This is a genomic window from Zoogloea sp., assembly GCF_028693495.1.
Lineage (GTDB): Bacteria > Pseudomonadota > Gammaproteobacteria > Burkholderiales > Rhodocyclaceae > Zoogloea.
Genome location: NZ_JAQUVG010000018.1, coordinates 23297 through 40136 on the forward strand (window position 1 = coordinate 23297; position 16840 = coordinate 40136).

At 66.0% G+C, this 16840-nt stretch carries 15 protein-coding genes and 1 tRNA gene; 3 read left to right on the plus strand and 13 right to left on the minus strand.

What is annotated here, in order from left to right:
- Nucleotides 1-84: 84 nt before the first annotated feature.
- Both PHD22_RS05000 and PHD22_RS05005 read left to right on the plus strand, forming a co-directional pair.
- Complete coding sequence (locus PHD22_RS05000; RefSeq protein ID WP_299863159.1) at nucleotides 85-1407, plus strand: dicarboxylate/amino acid:cation symporter; 1323 nt, start codon at nucleotides 85-87, stop codon at nucleotides 1405-1407.
- 76 nt (nucleotides 1408-1483) lie between these two features.
- A tRNA-Leu gene (locus PHD22_RS05005) sits at nucleotides 1484-1568 on the plus strand.
- Between the two features lie 175 nt (nucleotides 1569-1743).
- On the opposite strand, the gene PHD22_RS05010 is transcribed toward PHD22_RS05005, so the two are convergent.
- From PHD22_RS05010 to PHD22_RS05025, 4 genes are all read right to left on the minus strand, one after another.
- Nucleotides 1744-2049, minus strand: a complete 306-nt coding sequence (locus tag PHD22_RS05010; RefSeq protein ID WP_299863162.1) for a hypothetical protein — start codon at nucleotides 2047-2049, stop codon at nucleotides 1744-1746.
- 40 nt (nucleotides 2050-2089) lie between these two features.
- Nucleotides 2090-3994, minus strand: a complete 1905-nt coding sequence (locus PHD22_RS05015; RefSeq protein ID WP_299863165.1) for a radical SAM protein — start codon at nucleotides 3992-3994, stop codon at nucleotides 2090-2092.
- Nucleotides 3995-4049: 55 nt separating this feature from the next.
- Nucleotides 4050-5429 carry a GGDEF domain-containing protein gene (locus PHD22_RS05020; RefSeq protein WP_299863168.1) on the minus strand — a complete coding sequence of 460 codons (1380 nt, stop codon included), beginning with the start codon at nucleotides 5427-5429 and terminating at the stop codon, nucleotides 4050-4052.
- Between the two features lie 91 nt (nucleotides 5430-5520).
- Nucleotides 5521-6738, minus strand: a complete 1218-nt coding sequence (locus PHD22_RS05025) for an MFS transporter (RefSeq protein ID WP_299863171.1) — start codon at nucleotides 6736-6738, stop codon at nucleotides 5521-5523.
- 140 nt (nucleotides 6739-6878) lie between these two features.
- On the opposite strand from PHD22_RS05025, the gene PHD22_RS05030 reads away from it, so the two are divergent.
- Nucleotides 6879-7244 carry a DUF805 domain-containing protein gene (locus PHD22_RS05030; RefSeq protein ID WP_299863174.1) on the plus strand — a complete coding sequence of 122 codons (366 nt, stop codon included), beginning with the start codon at nucleotides 6879-6881 and terminating at the stop codon, nucleotides 7242-7244.
- Between the two features lie 600 nt (nucleotides 7245-7844).
- Here PHD22_RS05030 and PHD22_RS05035 read toward each other — a convergent pair.
- The 9 genes from PHD22_RS05035 to PHD22_RS05075 form a co-directional block, all read right to left on the minus strand.
- Nucleotides 7845-8210 carry a DUF3800 domain-containing protein gene (locus tag PHD22_RS05035; protein WP_299863177.1) on the minus strand — a complete coding sequence of 122 codons (366 nt, stop codon included), beginning with the start codon at nucleotides 8208-8210 and terminating at the stop codon, nucleotides 7845-7847.
- 66 nt (nucleotides 8211-8276) lie between these two features.
- A complete protein-coding gene (gene folB, locus PHD22_RS05040) occupies nucleotides 8277-8672 on the minus strand; it encodes a dihydroneopterin aldolase (RefSeq protein WP_299863180.1) in 396 nt (131 codons plus the stop codon).
- A 1-nt stretch (nucleotide 8673) separates the two neighbouring features.
- Nucleotides 8674-9591, minus strand: coding sequence for a bifunctional methylenetetrahydrofolate dehydrogenase/methenyltetrahydrofolate cyclohydrolase FolD (folD, locus tag PHD22_RS05045; RefSeq protein WP_299863183.1), 918 nt, complete (start codon nucleotides 9589-9591; stop codon nucleotides 8674-8676).
- Between the two features lie 91 nt (nucleotides 9592-9682).
- Entirely contained in the window at nucleotides 9683-11044 is a 1362-nt protein-coding gene (locus tag PHD22_RS05050) for an FMN-binding glutamate synthase family protein (RefSeq protein ID WP_299863186.1), read from the minus strand.
- A 78-nt stretch (nucleotides 11045-11122) separates the two neighbouring features.
- Nucleotides 11123-11812, minus strand: coding sequence for a protein glxC (locus PHD22_RS05055; RefSeq protein ID WP_299863189.1), 690 nt, complete (start codon nucleotides 11810-11812; stop codon nucleotides 11123-11125).
- Nucleotides 11800-12708 (minus strand): class II glutamine amidotransferase, encoded by a 909-nt coding sequence (locus tag PHD22_RS05060; RefSeq protein WP_299863192.1) that lies wholly within the window; start codon nucleotides 12706-12708, stop codon nucleotides 11800-11802. Before PHD22_RS05060 ends, PHD22_RS05055 begins: the two co-directional genes overlap by 13 nt.
- A gap of 62 nt (nucleotides 12709-12770) precedes the next feature.
- Nucleotides 12771-14099, minus strand: a complete 1329-nt coding sequence (glnT, locus tag PHD22_RS05065) for a type III glutamate--ammonia ligase (protein WP_299863195.1) — start codon at nucleotides 14097-14099, stop codon at nucleotides 12771-12773.
- 39 nt (nucleotides 14100-14138) lie between these two features.
- Complete coding sequence (locus tag PHD22_RS05070) at nucleotides 14139-14738, minus strand: hypothetical protein (protein WP_299863197.1); 600 nt, start codon at nucleotides 14736-14738, stop codon at nucleotides 14139-14141.
- On the minus strand, nucleotides 14735-16840 hold a 2106-nt coding region (locus PHD22_RS05075), incomplete at its 5' end, for a glycine cleavage T C-terminal barrel domain-containing protein (RefSeq protein ID WP_299863200.1). The genes PHD22_RS05075 and PHD22_RS05070, both read right to left, overlap by 4 nt.

Here is a 16840-nt window from a genome sequence, read left to right on the forward strand (position 1 = left end):
ACAATGGGGGACTACACAATTTCCGGCGGTGCTGTCCGGGGCTAAGGTGCGCATCTCGTTGCACAAGACCGGAGAAAAATCGCCATGAAGAAGCCGTTCTACAAAGTGTTGTACGTACAGGTCCTGTTCGCCATCGTTTGCGGCGTGCTGCTGGGGTATTTCGAGCCCAGGCTGGGGGTGGATCTGAAGCCCCTGGGTGACGGTTTCATCAAGCTGGTGAAGATGATCATCGCCCCGGTGATCTTCTGTACCGTGGTGCACGGCATCGCCGGCATGCAGGACATGAAGAAGGTTGGCCGGGTGGGCGGCAAGGCCCTGCTGTACTTTGAGGTCGTGTCCACCCTGGCCCTGGCCATCGGGCTGGTGGTGGCCAACGTGGCCCAGCCTGGGGCCGGCTTCAACGCCGACGTGAGCACCCTGGACACCAAGGCCATCGAGGGCTACACCGCCAAGGCTCACGCCCAGAGCACCACCGAGTTCGTGCTCGGCATCATTCCGGCCACCTTCGTCGATGCCTTCGCCAAGGGCGACATCCTGCAGGTGCTGCTGCTGGCCATCCTGTTCGGCTTCTCCCTGGCCGCCATGGGTGACAAGGGCAAGCCGGTGTTCGACTTCGTGGAGCAAATCTCCCACGTGATGTTCGGCATCGTCAATACGGTGATGAAGCTCGCTCCCCTGGGTGCCTTCGGTGCCATGGCCTTCACCATCGGCAAGTACGGTGTGGCCTCCCTGGTGCCCATGGCCAAGCTGATGGGGGCCTTCTACCTCACCTGCGGCCTGTTCGTGTTCATCGTGCTGGGCGCCATTGCCCGCTACACCGGCTTCTCCATCGTCAAATTCATCAAGTACATCCGTGAAGAGTTGCTGATCGTGCTGGGCACCAGCTCCTCCGAGTCGGCCCTGCCCAAGCTCATGCACAAGCTCGAGAAGATGGGCTGCAGCCGCTCCGTGGTGGGCCTGGTGGTGCCCACCGGCTACTCCTTCAACCTGGATGGCACCAACATTTACATGACCATGGCGGCTCTGTTCATTGCCCAGGCCACCAACACCGACCTGACCCTGGGTCAGCAGCTGACCATTCTGGTGGTGGCGATGCTCACCTCCAAGGGCGCCAGCGGCATCACCGGCGCCGGCTTCATCACCCTGGCCTCGACCCTGGCGGTGGTGCCCACCATCCCGGTGGCCGGCATGGCCCTGATCCTGGGCATCGACCGCTTCATGAGCGAGGCCCGCGCCCTGACCAACATCACCGGCAATGCCGTTGCCACCGTGGTCATCTCCGCCTCTGAGAATGAATTGGACCGGGAGCGCATGGCCCTGGCCCTGGACGGCAAGCTGGATGAGGAGGTGGCCGCCGTACCGGAGCTGCCTGCCATCGACCCGGAGCCCGCGCTCGCCGTGCGTTGAGTCTTGAGCGTCGTCGGAGATCAATAAATAATATTGATCTCCCCGGTGAGCTCCGCTATAATTCTGCCTCCCCCGTGCCTTGGTGGTGAAATTGGTAGACACGCTATCTTGAGGGGGTAGTGACGCAAGTCGTGCGAGTTCGAGTCTCGCCCAAGGCACCATGAACACTTCCGAAGTGTTCCAGATCAGGCCGGAAAGCCCAGAGAAATCAAGGGTTCCGGCCTTTTTTGCGTCTATAGCGTTCCGGGGTGTTCCATTGCAAGGGCGCGATACCCGAGAGCACGCCCCGCAAGCTGGATTCCGGCTGGCAGTGTGCGGCGGGCGGTCGCGGACGACTCAAGACAGGGCCTTCAGGAAGGCCTTCCGGGCCTCCTCCAGCCGGGCTTTGTCGAAGCTTTCGGTGAGGCTCAGGGCGATGCCGTGGTAACGCTCGAAGGCGGCCAGGGCTGCACTCAAGGCTACCTGGCGCTCCTCGATGGGCGGTGGCGGTGGCGTGTGACCATCGGCAGGATGGAGTACGGCGTAGCGGGGGATCATCCGCGAGCAGCCGCTGGCCGATACGGCGGTGATGGGTCCGGTCTTGGTGTAGGTCTCGCCTTCGTATTCGAAGCGGGCGCCGATGGGGAGCAGGTTGATCTTCATGGCTGTGGCGACTGGGGGGCGGGAGGGCGTCGGGTGAGGTTCAGCAGCCCAGCGCCCGGGCGATGAAGTTGCGTGGCACCCGGGGCCGGGGCACCTTGATGTCGAACCAGCGGCGTACGTCCTCCTCCAGGCCGATGCCGTGCATGTAGTTGTAGAGGGCCTTGTTGAGGCCGGCGCCTAGGGTGTCGTGGTCCACCCCGGTGGGGTCGATGAAGCCCACGTCATTCTTGGCGAAGCTGATCGGTGGCAGGGGCTTGAGTTTCACCCCGTATTCGGCGGGGTTCTGGCCCACCGGCGAGTGCACGGTGCACACGAAGCGGTGAAAGAAGCCGGACTGGATGCAGCCGGCTTCGAACAGCTGGCGCACGTATTCGAGGGCGTCTACGGTGTCCTGCACCGTCTGGGTGGGAAAGCCGTACATCAGGTAGGCGTGCACCAGGATGCCGGCATCGGAGAAGCCCTTGGTGACGCGGGCCACCTGGTCCACCGAGACCCCTTTCTTCATCAGCTTGAGGAGCCGGTCGGAAGCTACCTCCAGTCCGCCGGAAATGGCGATGCAGCCGCTATCGGCGAGCTGCTGGCAGAGTTCCGGGGTGAAGGATTTTTCAAAACGGATGTTGCCCCACCACGAAATGGCGGTCTGGCGACGCTCCAGTTCCTCTGCCAGGGCACGCAGCATCTTGGGGGGGGCGGCCTCGTCCACGAAATGGAAGCCGGTCTGCCCGGTTTCGGCGACGATGGCCTGGATGCGGTCCACCAGCACCTCGGCGCTGGCCGCGTCGTAGCGGCCGATGTAGTCGAGGCTCACGTCGCAGAAGCTGCATTTCTTCCAGTAGCAGCCGTGGGCCACGGTGAGCTTGTTCCAGCGCCCGTCGGACCACAGCCGGTGCATGGGGTTGAGCATGTCGAGGATCGACAGGTAGCCCTCCAGCGGCAGGCCATCCCAGGTAGGGGTGCCCACCTCGGCAAAGGGGATGTCCGCTTCGGCCAGGTTGATGTAGCGCACCTGGCCTTGCTCGCGCAGGTAGGTGCGGACCAGGCGTGACGTGCCGCGCCTGCCGTCCAGGTGTTCCAGCAGGGCCAGCAGGGGGCGCTCGCCGTCGTCCAGCGTGATGTAGTTGAAGTAATCGAAGACCCGGGGCTCGGTGAGCTCCCGCAGCTCGGTGTTCACGAAGCCGCCACCCAGCACCGTGACGATGTCGGGGTAGTGCTGACGGAGGGTCTGGGCGATGCGGAAGGCCGCATACACCGAGCCGGGGAAGGGCACCGAGAGCAGCACCACCTGGGGGCGTTCCCGTTCGATGGTGTCCCGGGTCAGCCGTGCCAGGGTGTCGTCCACCAGGGTCGGAGGGGCGGCCAGGGCGCTGGCCAGAGGCTCGAAGGTGGGCTGGGCCATGGCCAGGGATTCAGCGTAGCGCACGAACTCGAAGCGCGGGTCGGCGGCCTCGCGCAGCACGTCGGCCAGGTCGTTGAGGTAGAGCGTCGCCAGGTGACGGGCCTTGTCCTGCACGCCCAGGGCGCCGAAGGCCCATGCCAGGGGATCTCCGCCGTCCGGGTCGTAATACACGTCGAGGGACGAAAAGCGGGGGCCTTCCGGGAGGAAGGCGCGGCTGGCGATGCGGTGGGCGAGGGTCGGGTCGCGGCCCTGCAGGAAGGCGATTGCCGGGCCTACGCTGGCCCGGTAGCGCGGGAAGGCGCCATCGAAGGCGTGCAGGGTGGCGGAGCGCTGTTTGCCCGGCAGGGCGTGCACCCGCTGGCGCAAGGCATCCAGGCCGGCAGGAGAAAACAGTTCCAGCACCAGCCGCAGGGCCAGGTCGTCCTGGCGGGCATCCACCCCCCGGCTGCGCAGGAAGCCGGTGAGATAGGCGGTGGAAGGGTAGGGCGTGTTGAGCTGGGTCATCGGTGGGATGAGCGACAGCACACGGCGGCCGGGGCTTGCAGTCATGGCGGAAACCGGGCTGGGACCCGGGTGAGGCAGGATGGGATGAGGCCCGATGATATCAGGCCACCACCACCCGGTTCCGTCCTGAGTCCTTGGCCGCGTAGAGCGCCTTGTCCGCCCGTTCGATCAGCCGCTGGTAGTCCGGGTGGCCGTCGTCTGTAGCGATGCCCACGCTGAGAGTGACCTGCACGGAGCGTCCGCCTGCCAGCAGGATCTTCTGCTCTTCGATGTGGCGACGGACCTTTTCGCCGATCTGGCAGGCCCGCTCCTGGTCCGCTGCGGCCAGCACTGCGAGGAATTCCTCGCCGCCGTAGCGGAAGACGAAATCGCTGCTCCGCACCAGGTTCATGATCTGGCCGGCCACCTGCTGCAGGACCCGGTCTCCGGCGTCGTGCCCGAATTCGTCATTGACCCGCTTGAAGTGGTCGATGTCCAGCATCATCACGCAGAAGCCGCGCCCGTTCTTGCGGGCCAGGTTGATCTCCCGCTTGAGGATGGAGGGCAGGAAGCGTCGGTTGAACAGCTGGGTCAGCACATCCCGGCCCACTTCCAGGTCTACCAGACGGTCGAACATGCTGCGCAGCAGGAACTTGATCTCGTCGATCTGGATCAGCACGGCTCGGGTCAGGTCCCGCTGGCGCTCGGACTGGGGGTCGTTACGGTCCCGCCCCAGGGCCAGTTGGGGGAACAGGGCCTCGTCCACCCGCTCCACGGCTTCGTTGATGGCAGGCAGCTCCTGGCTGTCGTCGAACAGCAGGGGCGCCTTGTGGTGCAGCCACAGGCCGAATTCGGATTCGCCCAGGCTGGGCATGTCGTCCATGCTGGCGCCGGAAGCCAGCACCCGGTAGAAGCGAGCCTCCCATTCGAGGATGGCGACCGACTGCTTTTCCCGCTCCAGGGCCAGGTCCCGCCCGGCAGCCACCATCCGGAAGGCCTCGTCGGCGCGGACGCCGCGTTCGGAGGACTGGACAAAGGCTGCGCTCATTTCTTCGAAGGCGACGTCGGTCAGCTCGTCCACATAAAGCACCGCATGCACCAGGTCGTCCCGTTCCAGTTCGGATCCGATCAGGGAGCGGTGGAGATGCTGCTTGAGCAAACGCAGCCCCTGGGCCACCAGGTTCACCGGAATCTGGGCCCGCGCATGGACTTCGCCCACATGGCGCTGCATGGCCAGCGCAGCGGCCAGCTCCTCTTGGCTGGCATGGCAGAACAGGACTTCCATCCAGCGCTGCAGGCCCGGCTTGAGGCGAACCTCGACCGCCTGGACCGACAGGAAGTGGCGGGCCGTGGGGTTCTCGAGCATGTAGGCGTAGAACAGGTCGGCCAGCTCGCCCTTGCGCCGGATGACCAGCTGGGAAACGGTCTGGCGGATCAGGGGTGAAGTCTGTGTGTTGAGGCTGAGCCAGAGTTGCTCAGCCAGGCGTGAGGAATGGGGCATGGGGTGCTCTCAAGGGTTTATTGGTCTTTTCTAGCGCCATATTGGTCTCATCAGGCCTTTGGCGATATCGAAAATGTCACTTTGTGTGGCGTCATCGAGCCGGCAGGCTGCCCAGGGTCCGGACATGGCGCTGGTAGGCCCGCCCTGCCATCACGGTCAGCAGCCCGCAGGCCACGAGGGTGGCACGGACACCAAAATGATGGGCGAGACTTCCCACCGCGAAGCTGCCCAGGGGCGCTACTCCCAGCAGGGCCATCGTAAACAGGGCCATCACCCGGCCCCGGAAGGCGTTGTCCACCTGGGTCTGGATCAGGGTGTTGCTACCTGCGGCCACCAGCATGATCCCGATCCCCAGCCCGAAGAGCACCGGCATGGTCAGGGTCAGGTGGGCCGACAGGGCGAAGATCACCAGGGCCACCCCCGCCAGGGGCGCCGCCCAGCCCACCACCCGGGTCAGTCCGCGGGTATCTCTGCGGCTGGCCAGGTACACGCTGCTGGCCAGGGAACCGGCCCCGGCGCAGCCCACCAGCAGGCCGTAGAGGCGAGCATCGCCACCGAGGATCTCCCGGGCGAACAGGGGCATCAGCACCAGATAGGGCGAGGCCAGGAAGCTGGTGGCTGCGATGAGCACCAGGGAGGCACGGATCCGCGGGTGGGCGCCCACGTAGCGGAGGCCCTCCCGCAGGGCCTGCAGCGGGGTGCCCTGCGCCGGGCGCGGCACCTCCGCCGGCAGGCGGATTGCCGTCAGGGCCAGCAGCACGGCCAGGTAGGACACCCCGTTCAGCAGGAAGCACACCGCCTCGCCCAGGGCCGCCACCACGAAGCCGGCGAGGGCTGGACCGACGAAGCGGGCCACGTTCATCAGCATTGAATTGAGGGCGATGGCATTCGGCAGGTCCTCCCGCTGGTCCACCAGCTGCACGGCCAGGGACTGGCGGGTCGGAATGTCCAGGGCATTGATGACCCCCAGCCCGAAGGCGAGGGCCAGCAGCACCGCCGGGGTGATCAGGCCGAGCCAGGCCAGCAGGGCCAGGAGCAGGGCCTGCAGCAGGGACAGGATCTGGGTGGCCATCAGCAGGCGGCGCTTGTCGAAGCGGTCGGTGATCACGCCGCCCAGCGCCCCGAAAACCAGGATCGGGATCTGGGTGGCAAACCCCACCGCACCCAGCATCAGTGCCGACCCGGTGAGCCGGTAGGCGAGCCACACCATGGCGATCTGCTGCATCCAGGTTCCGGCCAGGGACACCAGCTGGCCGGCGAAGTAGATGCGGTAGTTGCGGGAATTCAGGGCACGGAGGAGGGACGGCATGGAGCGCAGCAGGGCAGGTAGAGGGCCAAAGGTAGCCCGGCTGACGGACGAAGGAAAGCTCGAGGCTCCGCCGGCCCGTCATCCCGCCCATGCTATCGTTCCCATAAATTCATCTTTTTGACATGCACAGGGAGACTTCCATGCAGTGGTATTTGAAAGCACTCCGGCAGTACGCCGATTTCAAGGGGCGTGCCCAGCGCAAGGAATACTGGATGTTCACCCTCTTCAACCTGATCATCATGGGTGTGCTGCAGCTGCTTGGCGGCGGCGGTGAGGGTGGCATGGGCGATGTGCTGTCGGGCATCTACAGCCTGGGCGTGCTGCTGCCCAGCGTTGGTGTGACGGTGCGCCGCCTCCACGACATCGGCAAATCCGGTTGGTGGGCCCTGCTGATGATCGTGCCCCTCATCGGCGCGCTGGTGCTGATCTACTTCGCCGTGCAGGACAGCCAGGAGGGGAGTAACGAGTACGGGGCGAATCCGAAGGGGCTGGCGCTGGCGGGGTGAGCTTGGGCTGGAGGACAGTGGAGCCTGCCGCTGACGGCTCGACGGAGTTTTATCGTGCCTGCCGTACTTCGATATCACTGGCGCGGGGTGCTGCGGGTTTATGCGGAGTTATCCGAAATTTCCGGATAACTGCCCCAGTCCTGCCGACTGAAAACAAGGCTTGATCTGGTGTGCGGTGCCCATCGCCCTTCAGTGGTAAACCGGCGCCCCCCCGCCCAGGCCCGCGCTGTAAATATGGGCTAACACCGCTCCCGCCTTGATGCCGATTTCGTCTGGGTCATAGGCGCTGGCCGGCAAATAGACAGACAAGTGCCTGATGATCTCAGCCTTCATCCTGCGCAAACACGTTTTCCCAGCCGAGTTGCTTTTCCAGCAGTTCTGCCGTCTGCGCCTGAATCAACAGGTCTTCGGAGTAGTCCTTTTTGGCCATCTTCTTGGGTTCCTCCACAGGGCGGCTTTCTGGCCATCGCCGCTAACCGTTCTTGCCAAGTTCAGGCCGATCCGCTGTGGTTGGCGGCAAATGGGTTGCGACTACGCGGCCGGCGTTGGGCTCCTGGTACTACAGGGGCCCTTCTGCTTCTGGGGTACGGCTTTCAGTTTTCATGGAAATGCCTTCAGGCCCATGCCCAGCTTGTTACCCGCGCAGTCCCGGTAAAATTTCCTCTCCAGTACCTCTGCCGCCCGATTGGCTTGCTCCGGCCGTAGCACCGTCAGGCCGATCGGCCGTGCCTTCAGATCGGCCAGTTGCATGCCTTCCCAATTGGTCTTTTTGTCAGCAATGATCAGATCAAACGGCAAAGGACGGTGGAAGTAGTTTGCGCCGTCACGGATGCGGCGGAATTCCAGCTCCAACTCGGCGGCTTCCTTCGGCCCGCGGGCTTCGCATACGATATCAGTCCGCGCGTCATCCTGGTCCGCGTCCTTCAGCAGCCGATAGATGCGCTCCAGCCCGAACGCCAGCGCCAAGTGGTAGGGGTGCGCCGGGCTGTTGTAGCGATCCCGGCGGCTTCGTTGTGCCCGGCGCCGGCGCCCCTACAGGGCAAGCGGGACGGCCTTGACGGCTTCCCGTCGCCACTCTGCCATCCGAGTCACCGACACCCGCCTCGCCTTGGGCACGGCCAGCGGCTTGGCGACGGTCACCTCGGCCCGTTTCACCGGAAAGCTGTCGGCCAGCGTGTCGAGCATGGCCTGGCTCAGGTATTCGAGAAGCTGGAAGTGCCGGCTGGCGAGGAGCGCTTCGAGGCAGTCGACCACCTGGTCGTAGTCGACCGTGTGGCGGATGTCGTCGCTGCGGGCGGCGAGGGTGCCGTCGATAGTGAGTTGCAGGTCTATCTCGAGGGGCTGGCGGGCGGCGAGTTCTTGGGGGTAGATGCCGATGGAGGCGTCCAGGCATAGGCCTTCGAGGCGGATCAGGCAGTCGTGTTCCATGTCAGGCTCCCTTGAGGACGGGGGCTTCCCAGTCCTGGTAGTCGTCGCTGTCACCCACGTGCAGGGTGCGCTCGGCAGATCGGAGGGTATTTTCGATGAGCATGGTCACGGTCATCGGCCCGACGCCGCCGGGGACGGGGGTGATCCAGCTGGCCTTCTCCTTCACGCCGTCGAAATCCACGTCACCGACGATCTTGCCGGCGTTGGGTCCGTCCACCAGCCGGTTGATGCCCACGTCGATGACGATGGCGCCGTGCTTGACCATCTGCGGGACGATCAGGCCCGGCTTGCCGGCGGCAACGATCAGGATGTCGGCGAGGATGGTGTGCTGGGCTAGGTCGCGGGTTCTGGCGTGGCAGATCGTCACGGTGGCCTCACGCTGCAGCAGCATCAGCGCCATCGGCTTGCCGACGATATTGCTTGCGCCCACCACCACCACGTTCTTGCCGGCCACATCGGTGCCGGTGGTGTCGAGCAGCAATTGCACGCCGTAGGGCGTACAGGGCGGAAAGATGGTGTTGCCGACGACCAGCCCGCCGACGTTGTAGAGGTGGAAGCCGTCCACGTCCTTATGCACCGAGATCGCCTCGAGCACCTTGCGGCCGTCGATGTGGGGCGGCAGCGGCAGCTGGATCAGGATGCCATGCACGGCCGGATCGGTATTGAGGCGGGCGATGGTGGCGAGCACCTCGGCCTGGGGCGTGTCGGTGGCCAGGGCGATGTGGAAGGAGCGAACACCACACTCTTCGCAGGCCTTGACCTTGTTGCCGACATAGACGCGGGAAGCGGGGTTGTCGCCGACGAGGATGACGGCCAGGCCGGGCTGCACGCCCTGGTTGGCGAGGTGATCGACACGCTCGCGAAAGCCCTCGCGCAGCCGCTTCGAGAGGGCTTTGCCGTCGATGATCTGGGCGGTCACGGATTCAGTCTCCTGGAAAAAAGCGGGGCGATCCGTGGTCGGATCGCCCCGGCGAAACGCCTTGCGGGGCGAGAGGGAGAAACTTGCTTGCTCAGAAACCCCGGCCCGGGATCCAGTTGGTACCCGCCAGCGGCACGCCGGCCATGGCGGCGGCTTCGATGGTCAGGGCCACCAGGTCTTCCGGCTCCAGGTGATGCACGTTCTGCTTGCCGCAGGCCCGGGCGATGGTGGTGAGCTCCATGTTGAGGGTCTTGAGGTAGTTCTTGAGGTGCTTGGCGCCCACCGCCGGCGACAGGCGCTGTTCCAGCATGGCATCCTGGGTGGTGATGCCCACCGGGCACTTGCCGGTGTGGCAGTGGTGGCAGAAGCCCGGCGTGGTGCCCAGCGCGTTGTAGTCGGCGATGGCGTCGTGGTGACCCCCGTTCTGGAAGTAGGTCTCGCCGTTGCAGCCCAGCGCCACCAGCACGCCCTGGCCGATGGCCACCGCGTCGGCGCCCATGGCCAGGGCCTTGGCCACGTCGGCGCCGGTGCGGATGCCGCCGGAGACGATCAGCTGGACCTTGCCCTTCATGTCCAGGTCTTCCAGGGCATTGACGGCCTGGCGCACGGCGGCCAGGGTCGGGATGCCCACGTGCTCGATGAAGCAGGTCTGGGTGGCCGCGGTGCCGCCCTGCATGCCGTCCACCACCACCACGTCGGCGCCGGAATGCACGGCCAGCTTCACATCATTGAAGGTGCGGGTGGCGCCGACCTTCACGTAGATCGGCTTCTCCCAGTCGGTGATCTCGCGCAGTTCCTGGATCTTGATGGCCAGATCGTCCGGGCCGGTCCAGTCCGGGTGACGGCAGGCCGAGCGCTGGTCGACGCCTTCTGGCAGGGTGCGCATCTTGGCGACCCGCGGGTTCACCTTCTGGCCCAGCAGCATGCCGCCGCCGCCCGGTTTGGCGCCCTGGCCGATCACCACTTCGATGGCATCGGCCTTGCGCACGTCGTCCGGGTTGAAGCCATAGCGGGACGGCAGGCACTGATACACCAGGATCTTGGAGGAGCGGCGCTCTTCCGGCGTCATGCCGCCGTCGCCGGTGGTGGTGGAGGTGCCCATCTCGGTGGCGGCCAGGCCCAGGGCTTCCTTCACGTTGGCCGACAGGGCGCCGAAGCTCATGCCAGCAACGGTGATCGGGATGTCGAGCTCGATCGGCTTCTTGGCGAAACGGGTGCCGAGCAGGGTCTTGGTAATGCACTTCTCCCGGTAGCCTTCGAGCGGGTAGCGGGACATGGACGCGCCGAGGAAGACCAGGTCGTCGAAGTTGGGCAGCTTGCGCTTGGCGCCCATGCCGCGGATTTCGTACAGGCCGTGGGCAGCCGCGTTGCGGATGTAGTCGAGGGTCTTGCGGTCGTAGCCGTAGGATTCCTCGCGGGAGAGATTCTTGAACTGCACGGGTTTGGTTTCCATGGTGGAACTCCTCAAAATTCGTCGGCTAGGTCCGTCTGCCGGCGGGGCAGGCCGCGGCTTGCGGCCCGCCTGGCCTGATCAATATTCCTGGTTCGCGTCGGCGTTCCAGTGGTAGAGCGAGCGCTTGGAGGCGATGCGTCGGAAGGCCTTGGGATCGTGGTCGAGGCCGGCCTGGTCGAGCAGGCTGGCGACGGCGTCGATGTCTTCGTCGGTCATCGGTTCGTACTGGGCGTCAGCGCCGAGGGACTTGACCGTGCCCTTCACGTACAGCACCGCTTCGTAGAGCGAATCGCCCAGGGCGTCGCCGGCGTTGCCGCAGATCACCATGCGGCCGGCCTGGGCCATGAAGGCCGAGAAGCTGCCCACCGAGCCGCCGACGACGATGTTGCCGCCCTTCAGGGAGATGCCGCAGCGCAGGCCGGCGTCGCCCTCGATGACCAGCAGGCCGCCGTGGGCCGAGGCGCCAGCGCCGTTGCTGGCAAAGCCCTTCACGTGCACCTTGCCGCTCATCATGTTCTCGGCCACGCCGGTGCCGGCGCTGCCGGTGATGGTGACGGTGGCCGCCTTGTTCATGCCGCCGGCGTAGTAGCCGGCGTGGCCGACCACTTCCACGTTGATCGGGCAGTCGAGGCCGACCGCGATGTTGTGTGCGCCGTCCGGGTTGAGGACGGTCACGTGGCCGACTTTGCCTTCCTTGGCACCCGTGTGCAGGAAGGTGTTGAGCTCCCGCAGGGGCTGTGCGGCCAGGTCGAAGGTCAGGCGTTCCATACGTACATCTCCTCGGGGGCGGGTTCAAAAACGGTGGCGTGCTTGACGCCGGGCAGGTGGGCCAGGGAGCGGAACTCGGAGGCGATAGCCACGTAGTCATCGGTCTCGGCCACCACCGCCGGTTTGCAGGCGAAGGGATCGCGGATCAGGGCCAGCTTGTCGGGGGTGCCCATCAGGAAGGTGAAGAAGCCGTCGAGCTCTTCAAAACCCTTTTGCAGCGCGGTTTCCAGGTCGTCCCCTTCACGCAGGCGCCATTCCAGGAAGCGGCAGGCGGCCTCGGTGTCGTTGTCGGTTTCAAAGCGGATGCCCCGCGGCTCGAGCATGCGGCGGATGCCGTTGGGGTTGGACAGGGAGCCGTTGTGCACCAGGCAGAAATCTTCGCCGGCGGTGAAGGGGTGGGCGCGATCGGGTGTGACCGCCGATTCGGTGGCCATGCGGGTGTGGCCGACCAGGTGCGAGCCGGTGAGGCCGGTAAAGCCGTAGCGGGCAGCTACTTCGGCGGGGGTGCCGATGTCCTTGTAGAGATCGATGCTGCGGCCGGTGGAGAGGATGTGCAGCCTGGGGTGGTGTTCCTTGATCCAGCGCTTGACCACCGTGGGGGCGATGTCGAAGCTCAGGATGGCGTGGTTGCCCTTCGGCTCCACGGTGGCGCTCACGCCCAGGTGGCCCTTCAGTTCGTGGGTGAGGCCGAGCCAGTTGAAGTCGGCGCCGTCATCCGTGAGGCCGGAGTAGAGGCTGATTTTCCGCTCGTTTTCGGCGAGGGGTGTGCCGAACACTGCCAGGCCGGCAGAGTCGGGGCCGCGCTCGGTCATGCCGATGAGCATGGGCACCATCAGCGCACCCAGCTGTTCCCGCAGGGCCGGTGTCTTCACCAGCAATCCAACGATTCCACACATGTTGCTTCTCCTTCGTTAAATCTTTGATTCGTTGATCCGGCTTCGTCTGAACCTGCAGGGGGTCAGAAAAATTCCAGGTAGTTATTGATTTCCCAGTCCGACACGTGGCGCATGTACTCCACCCATTCCATGTTCTTGAGGCGCAGGAACTCGCCGGCAACCGGGCCCAGGGCCTTGCACAGCACGGTGTCCTTCTCCAGTGCCAGCAGGGCTTCGTGGAGGTTTTGGGGCAGGATCTCGATGCCGGTGGCCTTCAGCTCTTCGGGGCTCAGGGCATAGAGGTTCTGGTTGTGCGGGATGCCCGGGTCGAGGTTGCGCTCGATGCCGTCGAGGCCGGCGGCGATCACCGCGGCGGTGGCCAGGTAGGGGTTGCAGGCACCGTCGGGCAGGCGCAGTTCGAGCCGGCCGTGGGGGATGCGCACCATCGACGAGCGGTTGTTGTCGCCGTAGCTGATGTAGGCCGGAGCCCAGGTGGTGCCGGTCATGGAGCGGCCGACGACGAGGCGCTTGTAGCTGTTGACCGTCGGGGCGCAGATGGCGGCCAGCGCCGGGGCGTGGGCCAGGATGCCGGCGAGGAACTGGTAGGCCAGCGTCGAGAGGCCCAGGCCGTGCCGGTCTGTCTTGTCGGCAAACAGGTTGGTCTTGCCGTCGCCGATCGACATGTGGATGTGCATGCCGTTGCCCGGCCGGTTGGCGAAGGGCTTGGGCATGAAGGAGCAGATCATGCCCAGGTCGTTGGCGATCTCCGAGGCGGCCATCTTGAACAGCAGGTAGTGGTCGGCGGAGGTCAGGCAGTCGGCGTAGGTGTAGTTGATCTCGAACTGGCCGTTGGCGTCTTCGTGGTCGATTTGATAAACGTCCACATCCACTGCCCGCAGGCTGTCGGTGAGGGTTTCGAGGAACTGGCGGTTGCGCGACAGGCCCTTGTAGTCGTAGCAGGGCTTGGGCAGCGTGTCGGTGGGGTCGGTGGGGATGATGCTGCCGCTGCCATCCTTCTTGAGCAGCGAGAACTCCGGCTCCAGCCCGGTGAAGAAGGTGTAGCCCTTGGCCTCCAGGCGCTTGATCTGGTTCTTCAGCACTACCCGGGTGTCCAGCGGCCAGGGCTCGCCCTTGACGTGGCCGTCGCAGGCGATGCGGGCGTAGCCGGGCTGCCAGGGCACCAGGGTGAGGGTGTCCAGGTCGCCGACCGCCATGTAGTCGGGCCCGTTGGGTTCGATGCCGAGGCCCGACACCGCGAAGCCTGCAAAGCCGGCGCCGGTGGTGAGGATGCTCTCGAAATGGGCTGCGGGAACGGCCTTGGTCTTGGCCGTGCCGTGGATGTCGACGAATTGGGCCAGGACGTACTTGACGTCGTTGTCCGCAAGAAACTGCTTGGCTTCTGTGGGCGTCATTGCCGCTCTCCTGAAGGTGGGTTGAGGGGATTCAGTGATTTAGTTGAAGCAGTGGGGGGCGACGGCGCCGCCGCCCAGCTCGCTGGCGATGCCGAGCAGGGTTTCCCACAGGTAATGTCCGTAGGTGCCGTCGCACCAGATGCGTACTGCCGGCTGGCCGTTGCGAAGCTCCGGGATCACCGTCACGCCAACCCCGACCATCGAGGTCAGCACCACCGGCCGGTCGGCCGGGTCGAGGGGGCGGAAGTTGACGTTGCAGGTCTGGCGCAGCAGTTCTTCCAGGCGCGATCCGCCTAGGATCAGCGCGGCGTCCTGACGCAGCACCGGGTACACCCCGGGGCCGCGGGGCGTGGCAGCGAGGCCTGCAATCAGCGCGTCCGGGCCTTCGACCAGAAACTCGGTGAAGCCGAGCCGGGCGATCAGCCCGCCGCCATCCAGCGGCAGCCAGCTATTGGGCTGGGGCGGGATTGGCAGGCCGGCGTCCTGCAGCCAGGCGACGGTGCCGGGGCCCTTGCAGCCGTAACGGGCGGTGAGGGACACGTCGGCGAGGCCGAGGCGGGCCGCGGCGGCAGGCTGGGCGGCGGGGGCGAGCAGGGTGGCGATTTCGGCCACCGGGCTCACGGCGAGAGCGGAAATCATGCGGCCTCCTTCTGCTTGAGGTTGTCCGGGTCGTAGAACGGGGTGGCGCTGACTTCGGCCTGCACCATCGCGCCGTCGCTAAGGCGGATGCTCACGGTGGTGCCGATTGCGGTCAGGTCGGGGCGCAGGAAGGCCATGCCGATGGTGCGCCCGAGGCTGGGGCTGAAGGCGATGCTGGTAACCCGGCCGGCGATGTCACCGCCGTCGATGACCAGGTTGCATTCGAGGGGCACCATGCCGCTGTAGCCCACCGGGAAGGTGATGCCCGCCAGTTGCTGCTTGTGCGGCTTCTTGGCGATGGCGGCGAGGCTGCGCTGGCCGATGAAGAAGGGCTTGGCCATCTTCACGGCCCAGCCCATGCCGACTTCCAGCGGCGTGGTGAGGCCGTCGGTGTCCTGGCCGATGATGATGTGGCCCTTTTCAAGGCGCAGCAGGCGCTGGGCTTCTACGCCGAAGGGGCGGATGGCGTGGGTCTTGCCGGCCGTCATCAGCGCATCCCACAGGGCGCCGCCCATGCTGGCCGGCACGTGGATTTCGTAGCCCCATTCGCCGACGAAGCCGACGCGCATCAGGCGGGCCGGGATTTTTCCACCACTCACGGCCACCTCGCCTTCGCGCACCGCCAGGTAGGGGAAGGCGGCGGCCGACAGATCGAGTCCGGTGAGGGTGGCGAGTACCTCGCGGGATTTCGGCCCGGCCAGATTCACCGCGGCAAAGGCGCCGGTGTGATTGACGATGCCGCAGTCGAGCCGCCACAGGGTGTTGAGACGTGACAGCTCGCGATACACCGTGGCTGCGCCGGAGGTGGTGGTAGTGAAGTAGAAGTGGTCGTCCGCCAGCCGGGCCACCACGCCGTCGTCGATCACCACCCCGGATTCGTCACACATCACCGCGTAGCGGGTCATGCCGACTTTCAGGTTGGCGTAGTTGGACGTATAAACCCGCTCGAGGAATTCGGCGGCCTGGGGGCCGATGACTTCGAGCTTGCCCAGCGTGCCCACGTCGATCAGGCCGACGCCGCTGCGCACGGCCGCGACTTCTTCGCGGATGCAGGCCAGGCGCTCCTTGCCGGCGACCTGGTAGAACTCCGGGCGCTGCCAGGCACCGGCCGGCATCCAGCGCGCGCCGAGGGCGTCGTGGCGGCTGGCGAGCGGGGTGCGGCGCTCGGGGTTGAAGCCGCGGCCGGCCAGAATCGCCATCGGTACCGGGTGGTAGAAGGGCCGTGCGGTGGTGGTGCCGACCTGCTGGGGTTCCTTGCCGGTCAGGCGGGCCAGGATGCGCAGCCCGTTCATGTTGGAGTGCTTGCCCTGGCTGGGGCCCATGCCGTTGGTGGAGAAGCGCTTGAGCAGCTCGATGTTGTCGAAGCCCTCCTGGATGGCGTTGCGGAAATCCTTGAGCTGCAGGTCTTCGTCGAAATCGACGAAGTTCTTGCCGTCCGGGTGATCGACGATGGGCCAGGGGTGGCTGGGGCACTCGGCTTCCGGCGGCAGGGCGGCGCCGCTGGCGCGGCCGAAGCCGACCGAGGCTGCGGCGTGGCTGCCGGCGCGGGTGCCGTCGGCAAGGCGACGCTCCAGCTCATGCACACCATTCACCCGGCCGCAGGCAAACACGCCGTCGGGCAGCGCCTCGGGGACGAATTGTTCCACCGCCCGGTCGAAGCGCATGCGGGTGCCGGCCTGGTAGAGCAGGTTGGCGGCCGGGGCCCAGCCGACGCTCATCAAAATGCCGTCGCAGGCGATTTTGCGGGTCTGCGCCGCCGCCGGGCTGCCATCGGCCTGCAGCGTGGCCACGCGGGCGCCGGCGCACAGGCCGTCGGCGCCGGGCAGGGCCTCGACGATGCAGCTGCCGGGCAGGATCTCGATGCCGGCCTGGCTGAGCAGGCGGGCCAGGGGCTGGGCGCTGCCGGCGCTGGGGCGCAGGTCCACCACCGCGGCGATGCCGATGCCCTGGGCATGCAGGTCGAGGGCCGCCCGGTAGCCGTCGGCATTGGCTACCAGCACCACCGCCTTGCTCACCGGCTTGACGCCGTAGCGGTACATCAGGCGCTGGGCGGCGGAGGCCAGCATCACGCCGGGCAGGTCGTTGTTGCGGAAGACGGCGGG